The following is an 18,167-nucleotide window of genomic DNA, read 5'->3' on the forward strand; positions in this document are numbered from 1 at the left end:
CGGCAAACCCATAGATAATGCAAAATCATCATTCATTAATATTCACCCCATGAATTACTACCGATGAAAAGAAGATCTTTGTGACAGTGATTTTATATTTAATTAAAAATATCAGTATGGTCGTATGACAAAAGATGCTTTCCCGGTCTCTATGCATAAAAAAACTGATCACAAAGATATAACCTCCGCAGGCGGGCACCTGGCAGTTGGGCCTGGTATGAGCAGAGCGCTCGGCTACATGATCAACAAATACCGGACGACGCTGCGCTTATCCGGCCCAGACTCGCACCCCGGGATGCCACATTGTTTATTCCTGCAAAGCTTCAGGTCGTGGAATAAATTCCAGTTTATGCTCTGACATCATCTGATATTCGACTTCACCATCTGAAACATAAAATCGCGTATTTTCATTAACATTCTCATCAACGATTAAAAAATAGTCTTTTATGACACAATTTTTTTTACTATCGATAGCCGGGAAACACCGAAGATCTTCATGTGGACTGTTCTCCTGATTAGTAAATCCTTCCCCAACATTCGTTACATAGTAGCGATGACGGATTTCAGGAAACAACGGATATGTAGACTGAATGTATTCCCGATGCGCCAGGTACCAGCCAATTTTGCCTCTGTCAGTCAACGGCATGTGATCAACCACCAGATTAACAATCCCATAGCCATCAGAATAAACATATAAAATACTTACGGGTCTTAGCGTCCAGAAATTATAAATTGCACCAATCATAAAAAGGCATAACAACATTACCGGAAATTTGTTTTTCATCAATACTGTCCAATATTCTCTATTGAGTTAAACCTCGTAAAAAAAGGTTTAAACGCAAAATCCTTATGTCGTTGCAAAAGAAACCATATGCGGAAAAATCGAAACTGGCTGTAAATTTTGCTCTTAATATCGGTAACATCCAGACCAAAATGATCTTGTGCCTCAAAGAATATTTATGCACTCCACCCCATAGCGTATCTCTGAAGATTTACAAGCGTTATTTTCTGGACCGCAATATCGTGCACACTGATACCCAAACCATTAATTCTGTCTATTCTTGAATCGAATTTTGGTAGCTTAGATTCTAACAGACTTCTCTTTATTGAATTTAAAAGCGATGGTAAATGGATTGAATCTGGCTTAGAATTAAATTCATCCCGAATGATCCCTTCGATAATCAGGCGTGGATTATCAACGAAATAACTATTTATCCTTTCATGAAAAGCCAAATTCAACCGCTGGCTATAAAATCCACTACCATTCCTATGTCTGAAATGATCAATTAGCTCTACAATAAGTGCCTTATATGCACCCCAAAATGAAAACATCTGCACAAGATCCTTCATCTCGGTAAACAGGATATCAATACACTCATCACGTGATATTTTTCTGCCAGACACTGATGTATTATATATGCTATCCATTTGATAAGTCATGGGAAAATCGTAGTGAATCAGACGGTATGGATCCACTTTTGCTGAGATATCGCTCAGGCCAAGCGAAAACAGATCTTGATCGCTCATATCACCACACTGCATGTCATCAGCAGTTGTGTCATCGAAACGTGCCACCGTTTCAAACAGAGTGCGGGGAAGATACATTGATGCGCTGAAATCATTTACCACTTCCATTTACCTCATTAATAATCAATAAGTTACGAACAGTCAGCTCAAAACAGTAGAATAAACAGCCAGCAAAAAACACGCACACAGTCACATTCTTCAGGACGTCACCCTGATGGATCAGTTCTTTGATTCCCATCACAATCACAACCTCCCCTGTTTTCCCTTTTGTCTGCGACTGGCTAAATTAGTAACTCATCCGACCACATAACAATAATTTTACATACTGGAAACGTTTATGAGCCGCTATCCGTCGCTATTTGCCCCGCTTGACCTGGGCTTCACTACGCTTAAAAACCGCGTGTTAATGGGCTCGATGCATACTGGTCTGGAAGAACGCCCGGACGGTGCAGAGCGGCTGGCGGCGTTTTATGCGGAGCGCGCGCGCCACGGTGTGGCGCTGATTGTGACTGGCGGCATTGCGCCGACGCTTTCCGGGGTGACGATGGAGGGTGCCGCAGTGCTTAACGATGCCAGCCAGTTGCCGCATCACCGTCTTATTACCGACGCGGTACATCAGGAAGACGGCAAAATCGCGCTGCAAATCCTGCACTCCGGGCGCTACAGCTACCAGCCACATCCGGTAGCGCCTTCTGCGATTCAGGCACCGATAAACCGCTTTAAACCTCATGAACTCACGCATGATGAAATCCTGACGCTGATTGAAGACTTTGCGCATTGTGCGCAACTTGCCCGCGAGGCGGGGTATGACGGCGTTGAGGTGATGGGCTCGGAAGGCTATTTGATTAACGAATTTCTCGCCGCCCGCACTAATCAGCGCACTGACGAATGGGGCGGTGACTATCCGCGCCGGATGCGCTTTGCCGTGGACGTGGTCCGCGCGGTTCGCCAGCGGGTGGGTGAGGGTTTCATTATTATCTACCGCCTGTCGATGCTCGATCTGGTCGAGGGCGGTGGCACCGTTGCCGAAGCTGTCGAGCTGGCGCGTGCGGTGGAAGCGGCGGGTGCCACGCTCATTAATACAGGCATTGGCTGGCACGAAGCCCGCATCCCCACTATTGCCACGCCGGTGCCGCGCGGGGCGTTCAGTTGGGTGACGCGTAAGCTGAAAGGCAGCGTGTCGATCCCGTTGATTACCACCAACCGCATTAACGATCCGCAGGTGGCGGACGATATTCTGGCGCGAGGTGATGCCGATATGGTGTCGATGGCGCGCCCGTTCCTCGCAGACGCCGAACTGTTAAGCAAAGCACAACAGGATCGCGCCGATGAAATTAACACCTGCATCGGCTGTAATCAGGCCTGTCTCGATCAGATCTTCGCCGGAAAAGTCACTTCCTGTCTGGTGAATCCGCGCGCCTGCCACGAAACGAAAATGCCCGTCCACCCGGCGGTGCGTCGCAAGCTGCTCGCTGTGGTCGGCGCAGGCCCGGCGGGGCTGGCATTTGCTGTGAATGCCGCTGCCCGCGGCCATCAGGTGACCCTGTTTGATGCAGCAGCCGAAATTGGCGGTCAGTTTAATATCGCGAAACAGATCCCCGGCAAAGAGGAGTTTTACGAAACGCTGCGCTATTACCGTCGGATGCTCGACATTACCGGTGTGGATGTGCAGCTCAACCGCACCGTTTCGCCTGATCAACTGGGGATGTTTGATGAGGTGATCCTCGCGACCGGCATCGAACCGCGGATCCCGGAAATTGACGGCATTGATCATCCGAAAGTACTGAGTTACCTCGACGTGCTGCGCGATAAAACCCCGGTAGGACAACGCGTGGCGATCATCGGCTGCGGCGGGATCGGCTTCGATACGGCGATGTATTTAAGCCAGCCGGGTGAGCCCACCAGCCAGAACATCGCTGAATTCTGCGTGGAATGGGGGATCGATACCAGTCTGAATACTGCAGGCGGATTGCGCCCGGAAGGGCCTCAGTTGCCGAAAAGCCCGCGACAGATCGTGATGCTGCAACGCAAAGCCGGTAAACCCGGCGAGGGTCTGGGTAAAACCACCGGCTGGATCCACCGTACCACCCTGCTGTCGCGCGGGGTGAAAATGATCCCGGCAGTCAGTTATCAGAAGATCGACGACGACGGGCTGCATGTGCTGATCGGCGGCGAACCGCAACTGCTTGTAGTCGATCATGTGGTGATCTGCGCCGGGCAGGAACCGCGCCGCCAGCTGGCGCAGCCGCTGCGTGAGAAAGGCAAAACGGTGCATTTGATCGGCGGCTGTGACGTGGCGATGGAGCTGGACGCGCGCCGGGCGATTGCACAGGGCACGAAACTGGCGCTGGAAATCTGACATTTTGCCCGGTGATGCGTACTTACCGCGTCTTACGCACTTTCACCGCTTTCAGCACTACAAATTTGTTGTTGGTGTCGATAGTGGTGCAGTTGCCAAACACGCGCTTCAGCTTGCGGAAATAGTCCAGATGACGGTTGCCGACAATGTACAGCGCCCCGCCGTATTTCAGCGAGCGGCGGGCATCGTTGAACATCTGCCAGGCGATGTGATCAGTAATGGCATGCTGCTGATGAAAAGGCGGGTTACAGAACACCGCGTCGAAACGGTCCGGTTCATTACCCGCCAGCGCGTTGTTGACCATAAATTCGCTGCGCGCAATCGCCTCTGGCAGATTACGTTCAACGTTCAGCTGGCTCGACGCCACCGCCATGTGGGATTCGTCGACAAACAGCACGCGCCCCTGCGGATTTTTCGCCAGCAATTGCAGGCCAATCACGCCATTGCCACACCCGAGATCGACCATCTCCCCGTCAATCCCTTCCGGCAAATGTTGCAGAAACAGCCGCGCACCGATATCCAGCCCGCTGCGGGAAAAGACGTTAGCATGGTTATGAATCGTGAAATCCGTGCCATCGAGCGGCCAGCTGAAAATGTCTGATGCCGCTTCAAGCGCAGGCGCACTGAACGTGCAGTGGATCAGCCGGGCTTTTTTCCATGCCAGCGACGTGGTGGTCGGGCCGAGGATCTTTTCAAACAGCGCCAGGGTGGAATTATGGATATCACGTGTTTTCGCCCCGGCGATGATGCGGGTTTCCGGTGTCACCACCTCGCGTAACGCACGCAGTTGTTGCTCAAGCAGCGCCAGCTGTTTCGGCACTTTGATAAGCACCAGCGTTGGCGCAGAGGGTAGCGGCGACAGGCTGTGCTGAAAAGTCACGCTGGACTCGTCAATGCCGTTCATTCGCAGGTTGTGACCGGTCGCCAGTTCGGCGATGTAAGAATCTCCGATACTGACCGGATGACGTTCCGCCAGCGCACAGGCCAGTGCGCCGAAACTGTCGTTGAGGATAAGCGTCAGGCCTCCGGTGTCACCCACCTGCTGGAGCAGATACTCATCGGCGGCGTCCCACGCCTGTAACGATGGATCCTCCACATTGGGTGGAAAACGATCTAACGTGAAAAACTCACCGTTTAACTCTGCCTGGCTCATCGCCCCTCCGGGATGCTAAAATTCGCGCGTTTTATCGCTTAATTACCCACACATGTAAACCTTTTTTATTATTATGCTCACTTACTTGCAGGGCTACCCTGAATCCCTGCTGACGCAGGTCAGAACACTCATTGACCAGAACCGCCTTGGCGAGGTGCTGGAAAAACGCTATCCCGGTCAGCATGACATCACCACGGACAAGGCGCTGTATCAGTACACCCAGGATCTGAAAAATCAGTTTCTGCGCGGCGCGTCGCCAGTCAACAAAGTGATGTATGACAACAAAATCCATGTGCTGAAAAATGCGCTCGGCCTGCATACCGCCGTCTCGCGCGTGCAGGGTGGCAAGCTGAAGGCGAAAGCGGAGATCCGCGTCGCTACCGTGTTTCGCCATGCGCCAGAAGCATTCTTAAAAATGATTGTGGTGCATGAACTCGCGCACCTGAAAGAAAAGGATCACAACAAGGCGTTTTATCAGCTCTGCTGCTATATGGAGCCGCAATACCATCAGCTGGAATTTGATACCCGCCTGTGGCTGACGCACCTTTCATTAAATCGTTCTGCGTGATAGCGCACTCGTTTTGTCATCATTGCATGCTACAGTGACAAAAGATCCCCAGCTATGGAGTACGTGAACGTTTATGATACGTTTTGCTGTCATTGGAACGAACTGGATCACCCGACAGTTCGTCGATGCCGCCCATGAAACCGGCAAATACAAGCTCACCGCCGTCTATTCCCGCAGCCTTGAACAGGCACAGACTTTCGCGAACGACTACCTTGTAGAACATCTGTTCACCTCGCTTGAGGAGATGGCACAAAGCGATGCGATTGACGCGGTGTATATTGCCAGTCCGAACTCGCTGCATTATCCCCAGACACGCCTGTTTCTGAGCCATAAAAAACATGTAATTTGCGAAAAGCCGCTGGCGTCGAATCTGCGTGAAGCCGAAAGCGCCATCGCCCTGGCGCGCGAAAACCAGGTGGTGCTGTTCGAAGCCTTCAAAACCGCCAGCCTGCCCAATTTCCTGACGTTACAGCAGTCCCTCAGCAAAGTGGGTAAGCTGCGCAAAGCGTTTCTGAACTACTGCCAGTATTCTTCGCGCTACCAGCGTTATCTGGACGGCGAGAACCCGAACACCTTCAATCCGGCATTTTCCAACGGCTCGATTATGGATATCGGTTTCTACTGTCTCGCCTCTGCGGTAGCGCTATGGGGTGAACCGCATGGCGTTCAGGCCAGCGCGACGCTACTGGAGAGTGGCGTGGATGCCCACGGCACGGTGGTGCTCGACTATGGTGATTTTGACGTCACCCTGCACCACTCGAAAGTCAGCGATTCCGTTCAGCCGAGCGAAATCCAGGGCGAAGCTGGTTCGCTGGTCATCGAGAAAATTTCTGAATGTCAGAAGCTGAGCTTTATTCCGCGCGGCGGAAAAGCGCAGGATCTGACCCAGCCGCAGCACATTAATACAATGCTGTATGAGGCAGAAACCTTTGCCCGACTGGTCGAAACCGGTGAAGTTAATCACCCTGGGATCGCCGTCAGCCGTACGACCGCGAAGCTGTTGACGGAAATCCGTCGCCAGACTGGCGTGAAATTCCCGGCGGATGATCTGAGCGTCGACGCACTGGCGTAAAGCTGAGTAAATGAGTTGTTACAGGCCATTGACGGAATCAATGGCCTGTAATACTTTGTAACGAGCAAAGGGGAGTAACTTCCTTGCCGGTGGATCGTCATTACGGTGTGTGCAAAACCACACCCGGTTACCGGGCAATAAGAAATCCGCATCGCAATACCCGGTTTTCTTGTTGTAAGTGAGACCTTGCCGAAAGGCGAGGTCCGTGCGAAGAATCAGCAACGGCTATCGTCTTTCGACGTAGCCGTTTTTTTTGCACGTACGTAAGAGAAAGGAAAGTATATGAATAGTGTCGGCACACCGATGTTATGGGGCGGATTCGCCATGGTTGTGGTGGTTATGCTGGCTATCGACCTGTTGCTTCAGGGGCGCCGTGGCACGCACGCCATGTCAATGAAGCAGGCGGCAGGCTGGTCAATATTGTGGGTCACGCTGTCGATGCTGTTTAATGCCGCCTTCTGGTGGTATCTGGCGACGACGCAAGGGCGCGAAGTCGCTGACCCGCAGGCGCTGGCCTTCCTGACCGGTTATCTGATTGAAAAAGCGCTGGCGGTGGATAACGTCTTTGTCTGGCTGATGCTGTTCAGCTACTTCTCCGTGCCTGCCGCACTGCAGCGCCGCGTACTGGTGTATGGCGTTCTCGGCGCGATTGTGCTGCGAACCATCATGATATTCACCGGTAGCTGGCTTATCTCACAGTTCTCATGGCTGCTGTATATTTTCGGCGCTTTCCTGCTGTTTACTGGCGTAAAAATGGCGCTGGCGAAAGAGGACAACGAAGGGATTGGCGACAAGCCGCTGGTACGCTGGCTGCGGGGTCATTTGCGTCTGACGGATAAAATTGAAAATGAGCACTTCTTTGTGCGCAAAAATGGTCTGCTGTATGCCACCCCGTTAATGCTGGTGCTGATTCTGGTGGAATTGAGCGACGTGATTTTTGCGGTCGACAGCATCCCGGCTATTTTCGCCGTCACTACAGATCCGTTCATTGTGCTGACCTCAAACCTGTTCGCGATCCTCGGCCTGCGTGCGATGTACTTCCTGCTGGCGGGCGTGGCGGAACGGTTCTCCATGCTGAAATATGGCCTGTCGGTGATCCTGGTGTTTATCGGCATCAAGATGCTGATCGTCGATTTCTTCCACATACCTATTGCCGTATCGCTGGGTGTAGTCGGGGGTATTCTTATCGGCACGCTGGTGATTAACGCAGTGGTTAACCGATTGAATGATAAAAAGAAGGCGCTGAGATAAGCGTTGAATGGTCCGGCGGCGCATTGTGGCCGGGCCGACAGACTCCCCTGCATGCATAACGCGCGATGGCAATCCCGCAGTTTTAAAAATTAGACATCAGCAATAATTCCAGAATTTCTCGCTTTTCGCCCTGAAATCTTTCTCTATACTCGACCAGGCAAACACCTTTGTTTACATCCGGACATAAACGTAACAGCAGAGTACGTGCCGTGATGGAACGCAACATCTTTCAAGGAACAATTCATGACGCAATCCGCTTCTCAGGGTCTGCTAAAGCGCCTCGCGCAGGGCAGTCTGGTCAAACAAATCCTCGTTGGTCTGGTGCTCGGTATTCTGCTGGCCTTGATCTCTAAACCTGCCGCAGAAGCGACGGGGCTGTTGGGTACCCTCTTCGTCGGCGCGCTGAAAGCCGTTGCGCCAGTGCTGGTACTGATGCTGGTCATGGCGTCCATCGCTAACCATCAGCAGGGTCAGAAAACCAGTATTCGCCCGATCCTATTTCTTTATTTGCTGGGGACATTCTCCGCGGCACTGGCGGCCGTGCTGTTCAGTTTCCTGTTTCCGTCAACGTTGCATCTCACCACTGGCGCAGGCGATATCACGCCGCCATCAGGCATCGTGGAAGTGCTGCGCGATCTGCTGATGAGCACCGTCGCAAATCCGATCAACGCCCTGCTGAACGCGAACTACATTGGGATCCTGGTGTGGGCTGTTGGCCTTGGTTTTGCGCTTCGTCATGGTAACGAAACCACCAAAAACCTGGTGAACGACATGTCGAACGCCGTTACCTTCATGGTGAAACTGGTGATTCGCTTCGCGCCGATTGGTATTTTCGGTCTGGTGTCATCGACCCTGGCGACCACCGGTTTCGAGGCGCTGTGGGGCTACGCACAACTGCTGCTGGTACTGGTAAGCTGTATGTTGCTGGTCGCGCTGGTGATCAACCCGCTGCTGGTGTTCTGGCGCATTCGTCGCAACCCGTATCCGCTGGTTCTGACCTGCCTGCGTGAAAGCGGCGTGTATGCCTTCTTCACCCGCAGTTCCGCAGCGAACATTCCGGTCAACATGGCGCTGGCAGAAAAGCTGAATCTGGATCGCGATACCTACTCTGTTTCTATTCCGCTGGGTGCAACCATCAACATGGCAGGCGCAGCCATCACTATCACCGTGCTGACGCTGGCGGCGGTGCATACGCTGAATATTCCGGTGGATATCCCGACGGCGCTGCTGTTGAGCGTGGTGGCGTCGCTGTGTGCCTGTGGCGCGTCCGGTGTGGCGGGTGGCTCGCTGCTGCTGATCCCGCTGGCCTGTAACATGTTTGGCATTCCGAACGATGTTGCCATGCAGGTCGTGGCGGTTGGCTTTATCATTGGCGTACTGCAGGATTCCTGCGAAACGGCGCTGAACTCGTCCACTGACGTGCTGTTCACCGCGGCGGCCTGTATGGCGGAAGATGAGCGTCTGGCGAAAAACGCCCTGCGCAGTTAAAAAAACCGGGCGGCGCTTCGCTTGCACCGGCCTACGGACAAAATGTAGGCCGGGTAAGCGTTAGCGCTACCCGGCAACAGATTTAAAGTGTTACGCCACTTTTAAAGATCGCCAGTTCGCGGAAATCATTCCGCTCATTGCAGGTTGGTTTGCCGTTGGCGAAATCAACGATCGTATCGACAAATTCCTCCAGCAGTTGCGCCATCGGTTTACCGTGGATCAACTGCCCGGCATCAAAATCGATCCAGTGCTTTTTCTTCGCCGCCAGCTCGCTGTTGGTGGCGATTTTTACCGTCGGGACAAAACCGCCATACGGCGTGCCACGACCGGTACTGAACAGCACCATGTGACAGCCGGCTCCCGCTAATGCGCTGGTCGCCACCGCATCATTGCCCGGCGCGCTCAGCAGATTCAGACCGCGTGTTTTCAGGCGTTCGCCATAACGCAGGACGTCAACCACCTCGCTGGATCCCGCTTTTTGCGTGCAGCCGAGAGATTTCTCCTCAAGGGTAGTGATACCGCCCGCTTTGTTGCCCGGCGACGGGTTTTCGTAAATCGGCTGATTATGGGCGATGAAATACTGTTTGAAGTCATTGACCATGGCGACCGTTTTTTCAAACGTAGATTCATCACGGCAATGACTCATCAGAATGCGTTCCGCGCCAAACATCTCTGGCACTTCTGTCAGCACGGTGGTGCCGCCGTTAGCGATCAAATAGTCGGAGAAACGGCCCAGCATCGGGTTGGCGGTGATGCCGGACAGCCCGTCTGAGCCGCCGCATTCCAGACCAAACTTCAGCTCGCTGAGTTTCCCCGGCTCGCGCACATCATGCCGCATCACCTCATACAGCTGATGCAGATGTTCCAGTCCTGCTTCCACTTCGTCATCCTGGTGCTGGCAGACCATAAAGTGCACGCGCTCAGGATCGTACTCACCCAGCGTTTCGCGGAACGCATCGACCTGGTTGTTTTCGCAACCGAGACCAATTACCAGTACCGCGCCCGCATTCGGGTGACGCACCATATTCTGCAACATGGTCCGGGTATTCACATGGTCATCGCCCAGTTGTGAGCAGCCATAGGTGTGGCTGAAAAGAAACACGCCGTCGGTGCCTTCGGCATCGTGGGTTTCTTTCAGGAAGCGGTTCTGGATCTGCCGTGCAATGCCATTGACGCAACCAACCGTCGGCAGGATCCATAATTCATTACGCACGCCAACGTCACCATTGGCGCGGCGGTAGATCTGTATATCGCGATCCGCCGACGGCGTGATGGTCTCCAGCGTTTCAGGTTGATAGCTGTACTCGTCCAGATCGCTCAGATTGGTTCGCGTATTGTGGGAGTGAATATGTTCCCCGGGCGCGATAGCCGTCAACGCATGACCAATCGGCAGACCATATTTAATGACGTTTTCCCCTTTCGCTATCTCACGCAGCGCAAACTTGTGGCCACGGGCGACGTCCTGACGCAGCGTTACCGTCTGCCCGTCAACTGTCACCACAGTGCCCTCGGCCATCTCAGCCAGCGCGACAACAACGTTATCCAGCGAATGGATCTTAATGTATTGCATATCAACCAACCTCAGGGCTTAGTTCAGTTCAATGGCGAAGTAATCACGCGCATTGTTAAAGCAAATATTACGCACCATCTCACCCAACAGCTGGATATCCGCCGGCGCTTCACCTGCAGCAACCCAGCGGCCAATCATCTGACACAGAATACGGCGGAAATATTCATGACGGGTATAGGAAAGGAAGCTGCGGCTGTCGGTCAGCATGCCGACAAAGCGGCTCAGCAAGCCAAGTTGCGCGAGCTGCGTCATCTGACGTTCCATCCCGTCTTTTTGATCGTTGAACCACCAGCCGGAGCCAAACTGCATCTTGCCTGGCATGCCTTCGCCCTGGAAGTTGCCGATCATAGTGCCCAGCACTTCGTTATCACGCGGGTTCAGGCAGTAGAGAATGGTTTTCGGCAGCAGATTTTCTTCGTTCTGCTTGCTGAGCAGTTTTGACAGTTCTTCTGCCAGCGGGCGGTCATTGATGGAGTCAAAGCCCACGTCCGGCCCAAGCAGTTTGAACTGGCGCAGGTTGTTGTTGCGCAGCGCGCCGATATGATACTGCTGCACCCAGCCGCGGCGGGCATATTCTGCGCCCAGCCAGACCAGCACGGCGGTTTTAAACTGTGCGACGTTATGTTCGCTCAGGGTTTCACCGGCCAGACGACGGGCGAGAATGCTGTCCAGCTCCGCGTCGGTCGCGTCCGCGAACAGCACCACATCCAGCGCGTGGTCAGACACTTTACAGCCGTGGGCAGCGAAGTGATCCAGTCGTTTGCTCAGCGCCGTTTGCAGATCGGCAAAGCGGCGAATATCGGTGTCAGAAACTTCACCGAGCTTGTGCATGTAGTCGTTGAAGGTCGCCTGTTCGATGTTAAAGGCTTTATCCGGTCGCCAGCTCGGCAGCACTTTGATGTCAAAGCTGCTGTCTTTAGCAACGGTGGCATGATGTTCCAGCGAATCAATGGGATCGTCAGTGGTGCCGACCATCTTCACGTTCATCTGTTTCATGATGCCGCGGGCGGAGAATTTTTCCTGTGCCAGCAGATCGTTACATTGATTCCAGATCTCATTCGCCGTGGATGGCGAAAGCAGCTTACCTGTAATACCAAAGGGGCGACGCAGCTCCAGATGCGTCCAGTGATATAACGGATTACCGATGGTATGCGGTACGGTCGCCGCCCAGGCGTCAAACTTCTCGCGATCAGAAGCGTCGCCCGTACACAGGCGCTCCGGCACGCCATTGGTGCGCATCGCGCGCCATTTATAATGATCGCCTTTCAGCCAGATGTCATACAGGTTTTTGAAGCGATAGTTCTCTGCAACCTGTTGCGGCGGCAGATGGCAATGATAATCAAAAATCGGCTGGTCTTTCGCGTAGTCATGGTACAGACGGCGGGCAAATTCAGTATCAAGCAGGAAATCTTCAGTCATAAACGGCGTCATTTGCGTCTTCCTCTAAACGAGTGCGTCAGATGTTTATCTGTAATGCTGACAAAGTTATCACACCAATTTCCAGCTCCCGAAGATTTTTTCGTGAGTTAGATCAATAAACTCTGACAAAAAAACCACCCCGAAAGGGGTAATACATACCGCAGGCCGCGCCAGCTCTGGCTTGCAGCACGAAGCTGAAAGACCACATTAAGATTCCAGCATTTGTGATATCACTCACCTTTTAAAGTTGTATGACAAGTTATCGTTCTGCCGTCGCAAGCTATAAGCCGACGGAATGCATTTCCGATACGTTTTGATCGGACTCACCGGTACGGATACCGAATTAAGCACAAGCACTGATGGCAAGGTTCGGGCCGTACCGGATTTTTTCGGCTTCGCCCACCGTTACATCACCTCCTTCGCCCTGGAATGGATGATGGTCGCGCAGGACGCGGATATAACATAACGATGAGGTTTTACATGCGTAAAATTAAAGGGTTACGTTGGTACATGATCGCACTGGTGACGCTGGGCACCGTGCTGGGTTACCTGACCCGTAACACTGTGGCGGCCGCAGCGCCAACGCTGATGGAAGAGCTACATATCTCAACCCAGCAGTATTCATACATTATTGCAGCCTACTCAGCTGCGTACACCGTTATGCAGCCGGTTGCTGGTTATGTGCTGGACATTCTCGGCACCAAAATAGGCTACGCCATGTTTGCCGTTCTGTGGGCCGTCTTCTGCGGCGCGACAGCGCTTGCAGGCAGTTGGGGTGGCCTGGCGCTGGCGCGTGGCGCAGTCGGTGCGGCAGAAGCAGCGATGATCCCGGCAGGTCTGAAAGCTAGTTCTGAATGGTTCCCGGCAAAAGAACGTTCCATCGCGGTCGGCTATTTCAACGTCGGTTCCTCAATTGGTGCGATGATTGCGCCGCCATTGGTGGTGTGGGCGATTGTCATGCACAGCTGGCAAATGGCGTTCATCATCTCTGGTGTGCTGAGTTTCGCGTGGGCTATGTCATGGCTGATTTTCTATAAACACCCGCGCGATCAGGAAAAATTATCCGAAGAAGAACGCGAGTACATTATTGGCGGTCAGGAAGCGCAGCATCAGACCAACAATGCGAAGAAAATGTCACCCTGGCAGATCCTGCGCACCCGTCAGTTCTGGGGGATCGCCCTACCGCGTTTCCTCGCGGAACCCGCATGGGGGACGTTCAACGCCTGGATCCCGCTGTTCATGTTTAAAGTGTACGGTTTTAACCTGAAAGAGATCGCGATGTTCGCCTGGATGCCCATGCTGTTTGCGGATCTCGGCTGTATCGTCGGGGGTTATCTGCCGCCGCTGTTCCAGCGCTGGTTTGGCGTTAACCTGATCGTCTCCCGAAAAATGGTGGTGACCATGGGCGCGCTGCTGATGATTGGCCCTGGGATGATTGGTCTGTTCACCAGCCCGTATGTGGCCATTATGCTGCTGTGTATTGGTGGTTTCGCTCATCAGTCGCTGTCAGGCGCGCTGATTACCCTATCTTCCGATGTCTTTGGTCGTAACGAAGTCGCGACCGCCAACGGCCTGACCGGTATGGCGGCATGGACAGCCAGTACGCTGTTCGCCCTGGTGGTTGGTGCGCTGGCAGATACCCTCGGTTTCAGCCCGCTATTTGCTGTACTGGCGGTGTTTGACCTGCTTGGCGCCCTGGTGATCTGGACGGTTCTGCAAAACAGACCGGCGGCGGAAATTCCGAATAGTGCCGTGGGAGATACCGCCACGCAAAGCTAGTGAACGCTGCGTATTCCCGACAAAAGCCGTCTTTATGACGGCTTTTTCGTAACAAGAATAATGGAGCACAGGCAACAAAAGTGGTATAACAAATCAATGATGCCGTACCCTGCCTGGAGCGCATATGGAAGTTACTGAATCACGCCGTTTGTATCAACAGCTTGCTGCCGAGCTGAAAAGCCGCATTGAGCAAGGAGTTTATCTGGTTGGCGATAAACTGCCTGCTGAACGTTTTATTGCTGATGAGAAAAACGTCAGCCGGACGGTAGTGCGTGAAGCGATTATCATGCTCGAAGTTGAGGGCTACGTCGAAGTCCGCAAAGGCTCCGGCATTCACGTGATTTCCAGCCAGCCCAAATACTACCAGGCGCCAGACGAATCTCTCGAATTCGCTAATTATGGTCCTTTTGAACTGCTCCAGGCACGCCAGCTCATCGAAAGCAATATTGCGGAATTTGCTGCCACGCAGGTCACCAAACAAGACATCATGAAACTGATGGAAATCCAGGAGAATGCGCGCAAAGAGAAATGTTTCCGCGATTCCGAATGGGATCTTCAGTTTCACGTGCAGGTAGCGCTCGCCACCCAGAATACCGCTCTGGCCGCTATTGTTGAAAAAATGTGGACGCAGCGCGTTCATAACCCATACTGGAAAAAACTGCATGATCATATTGATCTGCGCACAGTCGACAACTGGTGCGACGATCATGATCAAATCCTTAAAGCGCTGATTCGTAAAGACCCGCACGCAGCGAAACTGGCGATGTGGCAGCATCTGGAGAACACCAAGCTGATGCTGTTTAACGAGACCAGTGATGACTTTGAATTCAATGCCGACCGCTATCTGTTCGCTGAAAATCCGGTGGTCCATCTCGATACGGCGACCAGTGGCGCAAAATAGATCTTTTATTGACTGATGCGCATGCCGCTTCGCCTTGCGCGTCAGTTAAACAAATATAATGTCAGCCTGTGTAAAAACCCTCGCCACGCTTCCCCGTAACCCGCAAAATCATTCCTCAACAAACTGCAAAATCTCTGACGAAACTTCAGCAGTTTTGTTACAATTAGATGCATTTTGTCGTTCCATGAGGCAGTTTTGGCTGACTCATACCTAAAACATGGATTAGTTGGAACGCGTTGCTGCGACCATAATTAAAAAGACGATGTCGCCGGATCTTTCTACCGCGTTCAAACGCGACGTTAATCGATGTACCGGGAAACCTGAATGGAATTATTCACCCAATTGTTGCATGCGTTGTGGAACCAGGATTTCGAAACTCTGGCTAATCCTTCCATGATCGGCATGCTCTATTTCGTGCTGTTTATGATCCTGTTCCTTGAGAATGGGTTACTGCCTGCCGCTTTTTTACCAGGCGACAGTTTATTAGTGCTGGTTGGCGTGCTGATCGCCAAAGGCGCGATGGGGTATCCGCATACCATCATACTGCTGACCGTCGCCGCAAGTCTCGGCTGCTGGCTCAGCTATATCCAGGGGCGATGGCTGGGCAATACGCGCATTGTGCAAAACTGGCTCTCTCATCTACCCGCGCATTATCACCAGCGCGCGCACCATTTGTTCCATAAACACGGTCTTTCCGCCCTGCTGATCGGCCGCTTTATCGCTTTCGTTCGCACTCTGCTGCCGACCATCGCCGGGTTATCAGGCCTGAGTAGCGCCCGTTTCCAGTTCTTCAACTGGATGAGCGGCCTGCTGTGGGTATTGATTCTGACGACACTCGGCTTCGCGCTTGGTAAAACGCCGGTTTTCCAGAAGTATGAAGACGCGCTGATGTCCTGCCTGATGCTGCTGCCGGTGGTGTTGTTGGTCTTTGGTCTGATCGGTTCGCTGATCGTCCTGTGGAAAAAGAAATACGGAAAACTGGCCAATCATGGTGATTAATCGCCACACGCTGCGCTGGTTCTCCTTAGGGACCGGCGCCGTCGTACTGCTCCTGCTCGCCGTCTGTTTTTGGGCGGCGCTCCAGCATCGTGAATCAACGCTGGCGATTCGCCCGTCGGGTCAGGGCGCCAGTATGCCGGACGGCTTTTTCATCTGGCACCATCTTGACGCTAACGGCATTCGCTTCAAAAGCATCACGCCGAAAGACGATACCCTGCTGATTAAATTTGATTCCAGAGCGCAAAGCAGCGCGGCAAAAGAAGTGCTGGATCGCTCATTGCCGCAGGGATATACCGTGGCGCAACTGGACGACGACACGCCCGCGTCGCTGTGGATTTCCCGCCTGCGTGATAACGCACACCGTCTCGGCTGAATCCATAGAGGATTCCGAAACGTACCCCTTTTTTTGGTGATTTACCGCAGAGTTACTATGCTTTGTATGCGGAAGACGCCAGAAGTCATTGATTCGCTGGAACGGGCTACCTCGTAAAACGGCCCATAACAATGGAAGGTTTCATACATGAAATACCGCATCGTCATTGCATTGACACTCGTCTCGCTTAGCGCTGGCACCCTGGCCGCCTCGCCTTGTCAGGAAAAGGCGCAGGATATTCAGCGTGAAATCAGCTATGCCGAAAAGCATCACAATCAGAACAGGATCAACGGTCTGAATAAAGCGCTGCACGAGGTGAATGCCCACTGTAATGATGGTCAGGTCCGTGCTGACCATCAGAAAAAAATCGCCAGACAGAAAGACGAAGTCGCTGAACGAAAACAAGAGTTGCACGAGGCAACACAGAAAGGCGATGCGGACAAAATCGACAAACGTGAACGCAAACTCAAAGAGGCGCAGGACGAGCTGAAAGCGCTGGAGTCGCGTGATTACTGATTTTATGGAACGACGAACAGGAGAGCATCATGGCTAAAGATACCACTGCAGAAAATCTACGTGCGGAACTGAAATCCCTGGCTGATACCCTGGAAGAGGTGCTGAACTCCTCCAGTGATAAATCAAAAGAAGAGATCAGCAAGCTGCGCAGCAAAGCAGAGCGGGCTTTACAGGACAGCCGACACCGTCTGGGGGAAACCGGGGATGCCATCGCGAAACAAACCCGCGAAGCCGCAGCCCGAGCGGATGAATACGTACGTGAAAATCCGTGGACCGGCGTCGGTATCGGCGCTGCGGTCGGGGTTGTTCTGGGCGTTCTGCTGACGCGTCGCTGATTATGGCTGATCCACACCACGCACAAGGCCCCGGCAAAAGCATTCTGGGCATTGGACAGCGCATCGTCACGCTTGTGGTCGAGATGGTCGAAACCCGCCTGCGTCTGGCGGTGGTCGAACTGGAAGAGGAGAAGGCGAATCTCTTCCAGATGCTGTTAATGCTTGGCCTGACCATGTTGTTCGCGGCGTTTGGTTTGATGAGTCTGATGGTGCTGATTATCTGGGCCATCGATCCACAATATCGCCTGAATGCCATGATCGCCACAACGGTGGTTCTGCTGTTGGCCGCACTCATTGGCGGGATCTGGACCCTTCGCAAAGCACGTCGTTCGACGCTGTTACGCCATACGCGTAAAGAGCTGGCGAATGATCGTGAGCTGCTTGAGGATGAGAGATCGTGAATCACAAACTGGAACTTCAGCAACGCAAGGCGCGACTGTTGAGCCGGATCCAGCAACAGCGGCTGGACCTGTCCGCCAGCCGCCGTGACTGGCTGGATGCCACCCACAGCTATGATCGCGGCTGGAGCGCCCTATTAAACCTGCGTTCATGGATGCTGGTCGGCAGCAGCGTGGCCGCCATCTGGACCGTGCGCCACCCGCGATTCCTCGTGCGCTGGGCAAAACGCGGGCTCGGCATCTGGAGCGCCTGGCGTCTCATCAAAGCCACCGTGCGCGAGCAGCAACTGCGCGGATAATCCCCTCTGCCCTTCCTCTTCAGGCCTGATAGCGTCACGCTTATCAGGCCTTTTTATGTCTGCCGTCCCGATTACTCAGATTCTTTGAAAGAGATCGACAGTTTTCCTTGCTTACATTCGATCTTCGTCACGTTTACACTCCTTTCCATCGACAGCAACA

The 18,167-nt window shown here is 53.1% G+C and carries 17 protein-coding genes and 1 pseudogene; 13 read left to right on the forward strand and 5 right to left on the reverse strand.

What is annotated here, in order from left to right; translation table 11 throughout:
• Positions 1 to 307: 307 nt before the first annotated feature.
• Both GTGU_RS09190 and GTGU_RS09195 read right to left on the reverse strand, forming a co-directional pair.
• Positions 308 to 784, reverse strand: coding sequence for a DUF943 family protein (locus GTGU_RS09190; RefSeq protein WP_038155978.1), 477 nt, complete (start codon positions 782 to 784; stop codon positions 308 to 310).
• Positions 784 to 1,629 (reverse strand): annotated as a pseudogene (locus GTGU_RS09195) (YPO3983 family protein). Before GTGU_RS09195 ends, GTGU_RS09190 begins: the two are co-directional and overlap by 1 nt.
• Before the next feature lie 235 nt (positions 1,630 to 1,864).
• On the opposite strand from GTGU_RS09195, the gene GTGU_RS09200 reads away from it, so the two are divergent.
• Positions 1,865 to 3,886, forward strand: coding sequence for an NADPH-dependent 2,4-dienoyl-CoA reductase (locus GTGU_RS09200; RefSeq protein WP_038155982.1), 2,022 nt, complete (start codon positions 1,865 to 1,867; stop codon positions 3,884 to 3,886).
• A gap of 22 nt (positions 3,887 to 3,908) precedes the next feature.
• Here the strand turns inward: GTGU_RS09200 and rlmG are convergent, their stop codons facing one another.
• A complete protein-coding gene (gene rlmG, locus GTGU_RS09205; protein WP_038155984.1) occupies positions 3,909 to 5,039 on the reverse strand; it encodes a 23S rRNA (guanine(1835)-N(2))-methyltransferase RlmG in 1,131 nt (376 codons plus the stop codon).
• A gap of 67 nt (positions 5,040 to 5,106) precedes the next feature.
• Between rlmG and GTGU_RS09210 the strand changes: the two genes are divergently transcribed.
• From GTGU_RS09210 to sstT, 4 genes are all read left to right on the forward strand, one after another.
• A complete protein-coding gene (locus GTGU_RS09210; RefSeq protein WP_156964107.1) occupies positions 5,107 to 5,607 on the forward strand; it encodes a M48 metallopeptidase family protein in 501 nt (166 codons plus the stop codon).
• 73 nt (positions 5,608 to 5,680) lie between these two features.
• Positions 5,681 to 6,679: a Gfo/Idh/MocA family protein gene (locus GTGU_RS09215; protein WP_038155988.1), complete on the forward strand. Its 999-nt coding sequence runs from the start codon at positions 5,681 to 5,683 to the stop codon at positions 6,677 to 6,679.
• Positions 6,680 to 6,961: 282 nt separating this feature from the next.
• Positions 6,962 to 7,930, forward strand: a complete 969-nt coding sequence (locus tag GTGU_RS09220) for a TerC family protein (RefSeq protein WP_038155990.1) — start codon at positions 6,962 to 6,964, stop codon at positions 7,928 to 7,930.
• Between the two features lie 243 nt (positions 7,931 to 8,173).
• On the forward strand, positions 8,174 to 9,418 hold the full coding sequence (sstT, locus tag GTGU_RS09225) for a serine/threonine transporter SstT (protein WP_038155992.1): 1,245 nt from the start codon (positions 8,174 to 8,176) through the stop codon (positions 9,416 to 9,418).
• A gap of 82 nt (positions 9,419 to 9,500) precedes the next feature.
• On the opposite strand, the gene GTGU_RS09230 is transcribed toward sstT, so the two are convergent.
• Positions 9,501 to 10,988, reverse strand: coding sequence for a UxaA family hydrolase (locus tag GTGU_RS09230; RefSeq protein WP_038155994.1), 1,488 nt, complete (start codon positions 10,986 to 10,988; stop codon positions 9,501 to 9,503).
• Between the two features lie 18 nt (positions 10,989 to 11,006).
• Positions 11,007 to 12,419 (reverse strand): glucuronate isomerase, encoded by a 1,413-nt coding sequence (gene uxaC, locus GTGU_RS09235; RefSeq protein WP_038155995.1) that lies wholly within the window; start codon positions 12,417 to 12,419, stop codon positions 11,007 to 11,009.
• Positions 12,420 to 12,887: 468 nt separating this feature from the next.
• On the opposite strand from uxaC, the gene GTGU_RS09240 reads away from it, so the two are divergent.
• The 8 genes from GTGU_RS09240 to GTGU_RS09275 all read left to right on the forward strand — a co-directional run bounded on the left by GTGU_RS09240 (position 12,888) and on the right by GTGU_RS09275 (position 18,007).
• The gene (locus GTGU_RS09240; RefSeq protein WP_038155997.1) at positions 12,888 to 14,186 is read left to right on the forward strand and encodes an MFS transporter; all 1,299 of its coding nucleotides are present in this window, start codon (positions 12,888 to 12,890) and stop codon (positions 14,184 to 14,186) included.
• A 124-nt stretch (positions 14,187 to 14,310) separates the two neighbouring features.
• Entirely contained in the window at positions 14,311 to 15,087 is a 777-nt protein-coding gene (gene exuR / locus GTGU_RS09245) for a transcriptional regulator ExuR (RefSeq protein ID WP_038155999.1), read from the forward strand.
• A gap of 324 nt (positions 15,088 to 15,411) precedes the next feature.
• Complete coding sequence (gene yqjA, locus GTGU_RS09250; RefSeq protein WP_038156001.1) at positions 15,412 to 16,086, forward strand: DedA family general envelope maintenance protein YqjA; 675 nt, start codon at positions 15,412 to 15,414, stop codon at positions 16,084 to 16,086.
• On the forward strand, positions 16,076 to 16,459 hold the full coding sequence (mzrA, locus tag GTGU_RS09255; RefSeq protein ID WP_038156003.1) for an EnvZ/OmpR regulon moderator MzrA: 384 nt from the start codon (positions 16,076 to 16,078) through the stop codon (positions 16,457 to 16,459). Before yqjA ends, mzrA begins: the two co-directional genes overlap by 11 nt.
• 147 nt (positions 16,460 to 16,606) lie before the next feature.
• Positions 16,607 to 16,975, forward strand: a complete 369-nt coding sequence (locus GTGU_RS09260; protein ID WP_038156004.1) for a DUF1090 domain-containing protein — start codon at positions 16,607 to 16,609, stop codon at positions 16,973 to 16,975.
• A 29-nt stretch (positions 16,976 to 17,004) separates the two neighbouring features.
• Entirely contained in the window at positions 17,005 to 17,310 is a 306-nt protein-coding gene (locus tag GTGU_RS09265; protein WP_038156006.1) for an ElaB/YgaM/YqjD family protein, read from the forward strand.
• 2 nt (positions 17,311 to 17,312) lie between these two features.
• Positions 17,313 to 17,711 carry a phage holin family protein gene (locus GTGU_RS09270; RefSeq protein ID WP_038156008.1) on the forward strand — a complete coding sequence of 133 codons (399 nt, stop codon included), beginning with the start codon at positions 17,313 to 17,315 and terminating at the stop codon, positions 17,709 to 17,711.
• The gene (locus tag GTGU_RS09275; protein WP_038156010.1) at positions 17,708 to 18,007 is read left to right on the forward strand and encodes a YqjK-like family protein; all 300 of its coding nucleotides are present in this window, start codon (positions 17,708 to 17,710) and stop codon (positions 18,005 to 18,007) included. The genes GTGU_RS09270 and GTGU_RS09275 overlap by 4 nt, the downstream gene beginning before the upstream one ends.
• The last annotated feature ends 160 nt before the right edge of the window (positions 18,008 to 18,167 follow it).

It is taken from the genome of Trabulsiella guamensis ATCC 49490, from assembly GCF_000734965.1.
Taxonomy (GTDB): domain Bacteria; phylum Pseudomonadota; class Gammaproteobacteria; order Enterobacterales; family Enterobacteriaceae; genus Trabulsiella; species Trabulsiella guamensis.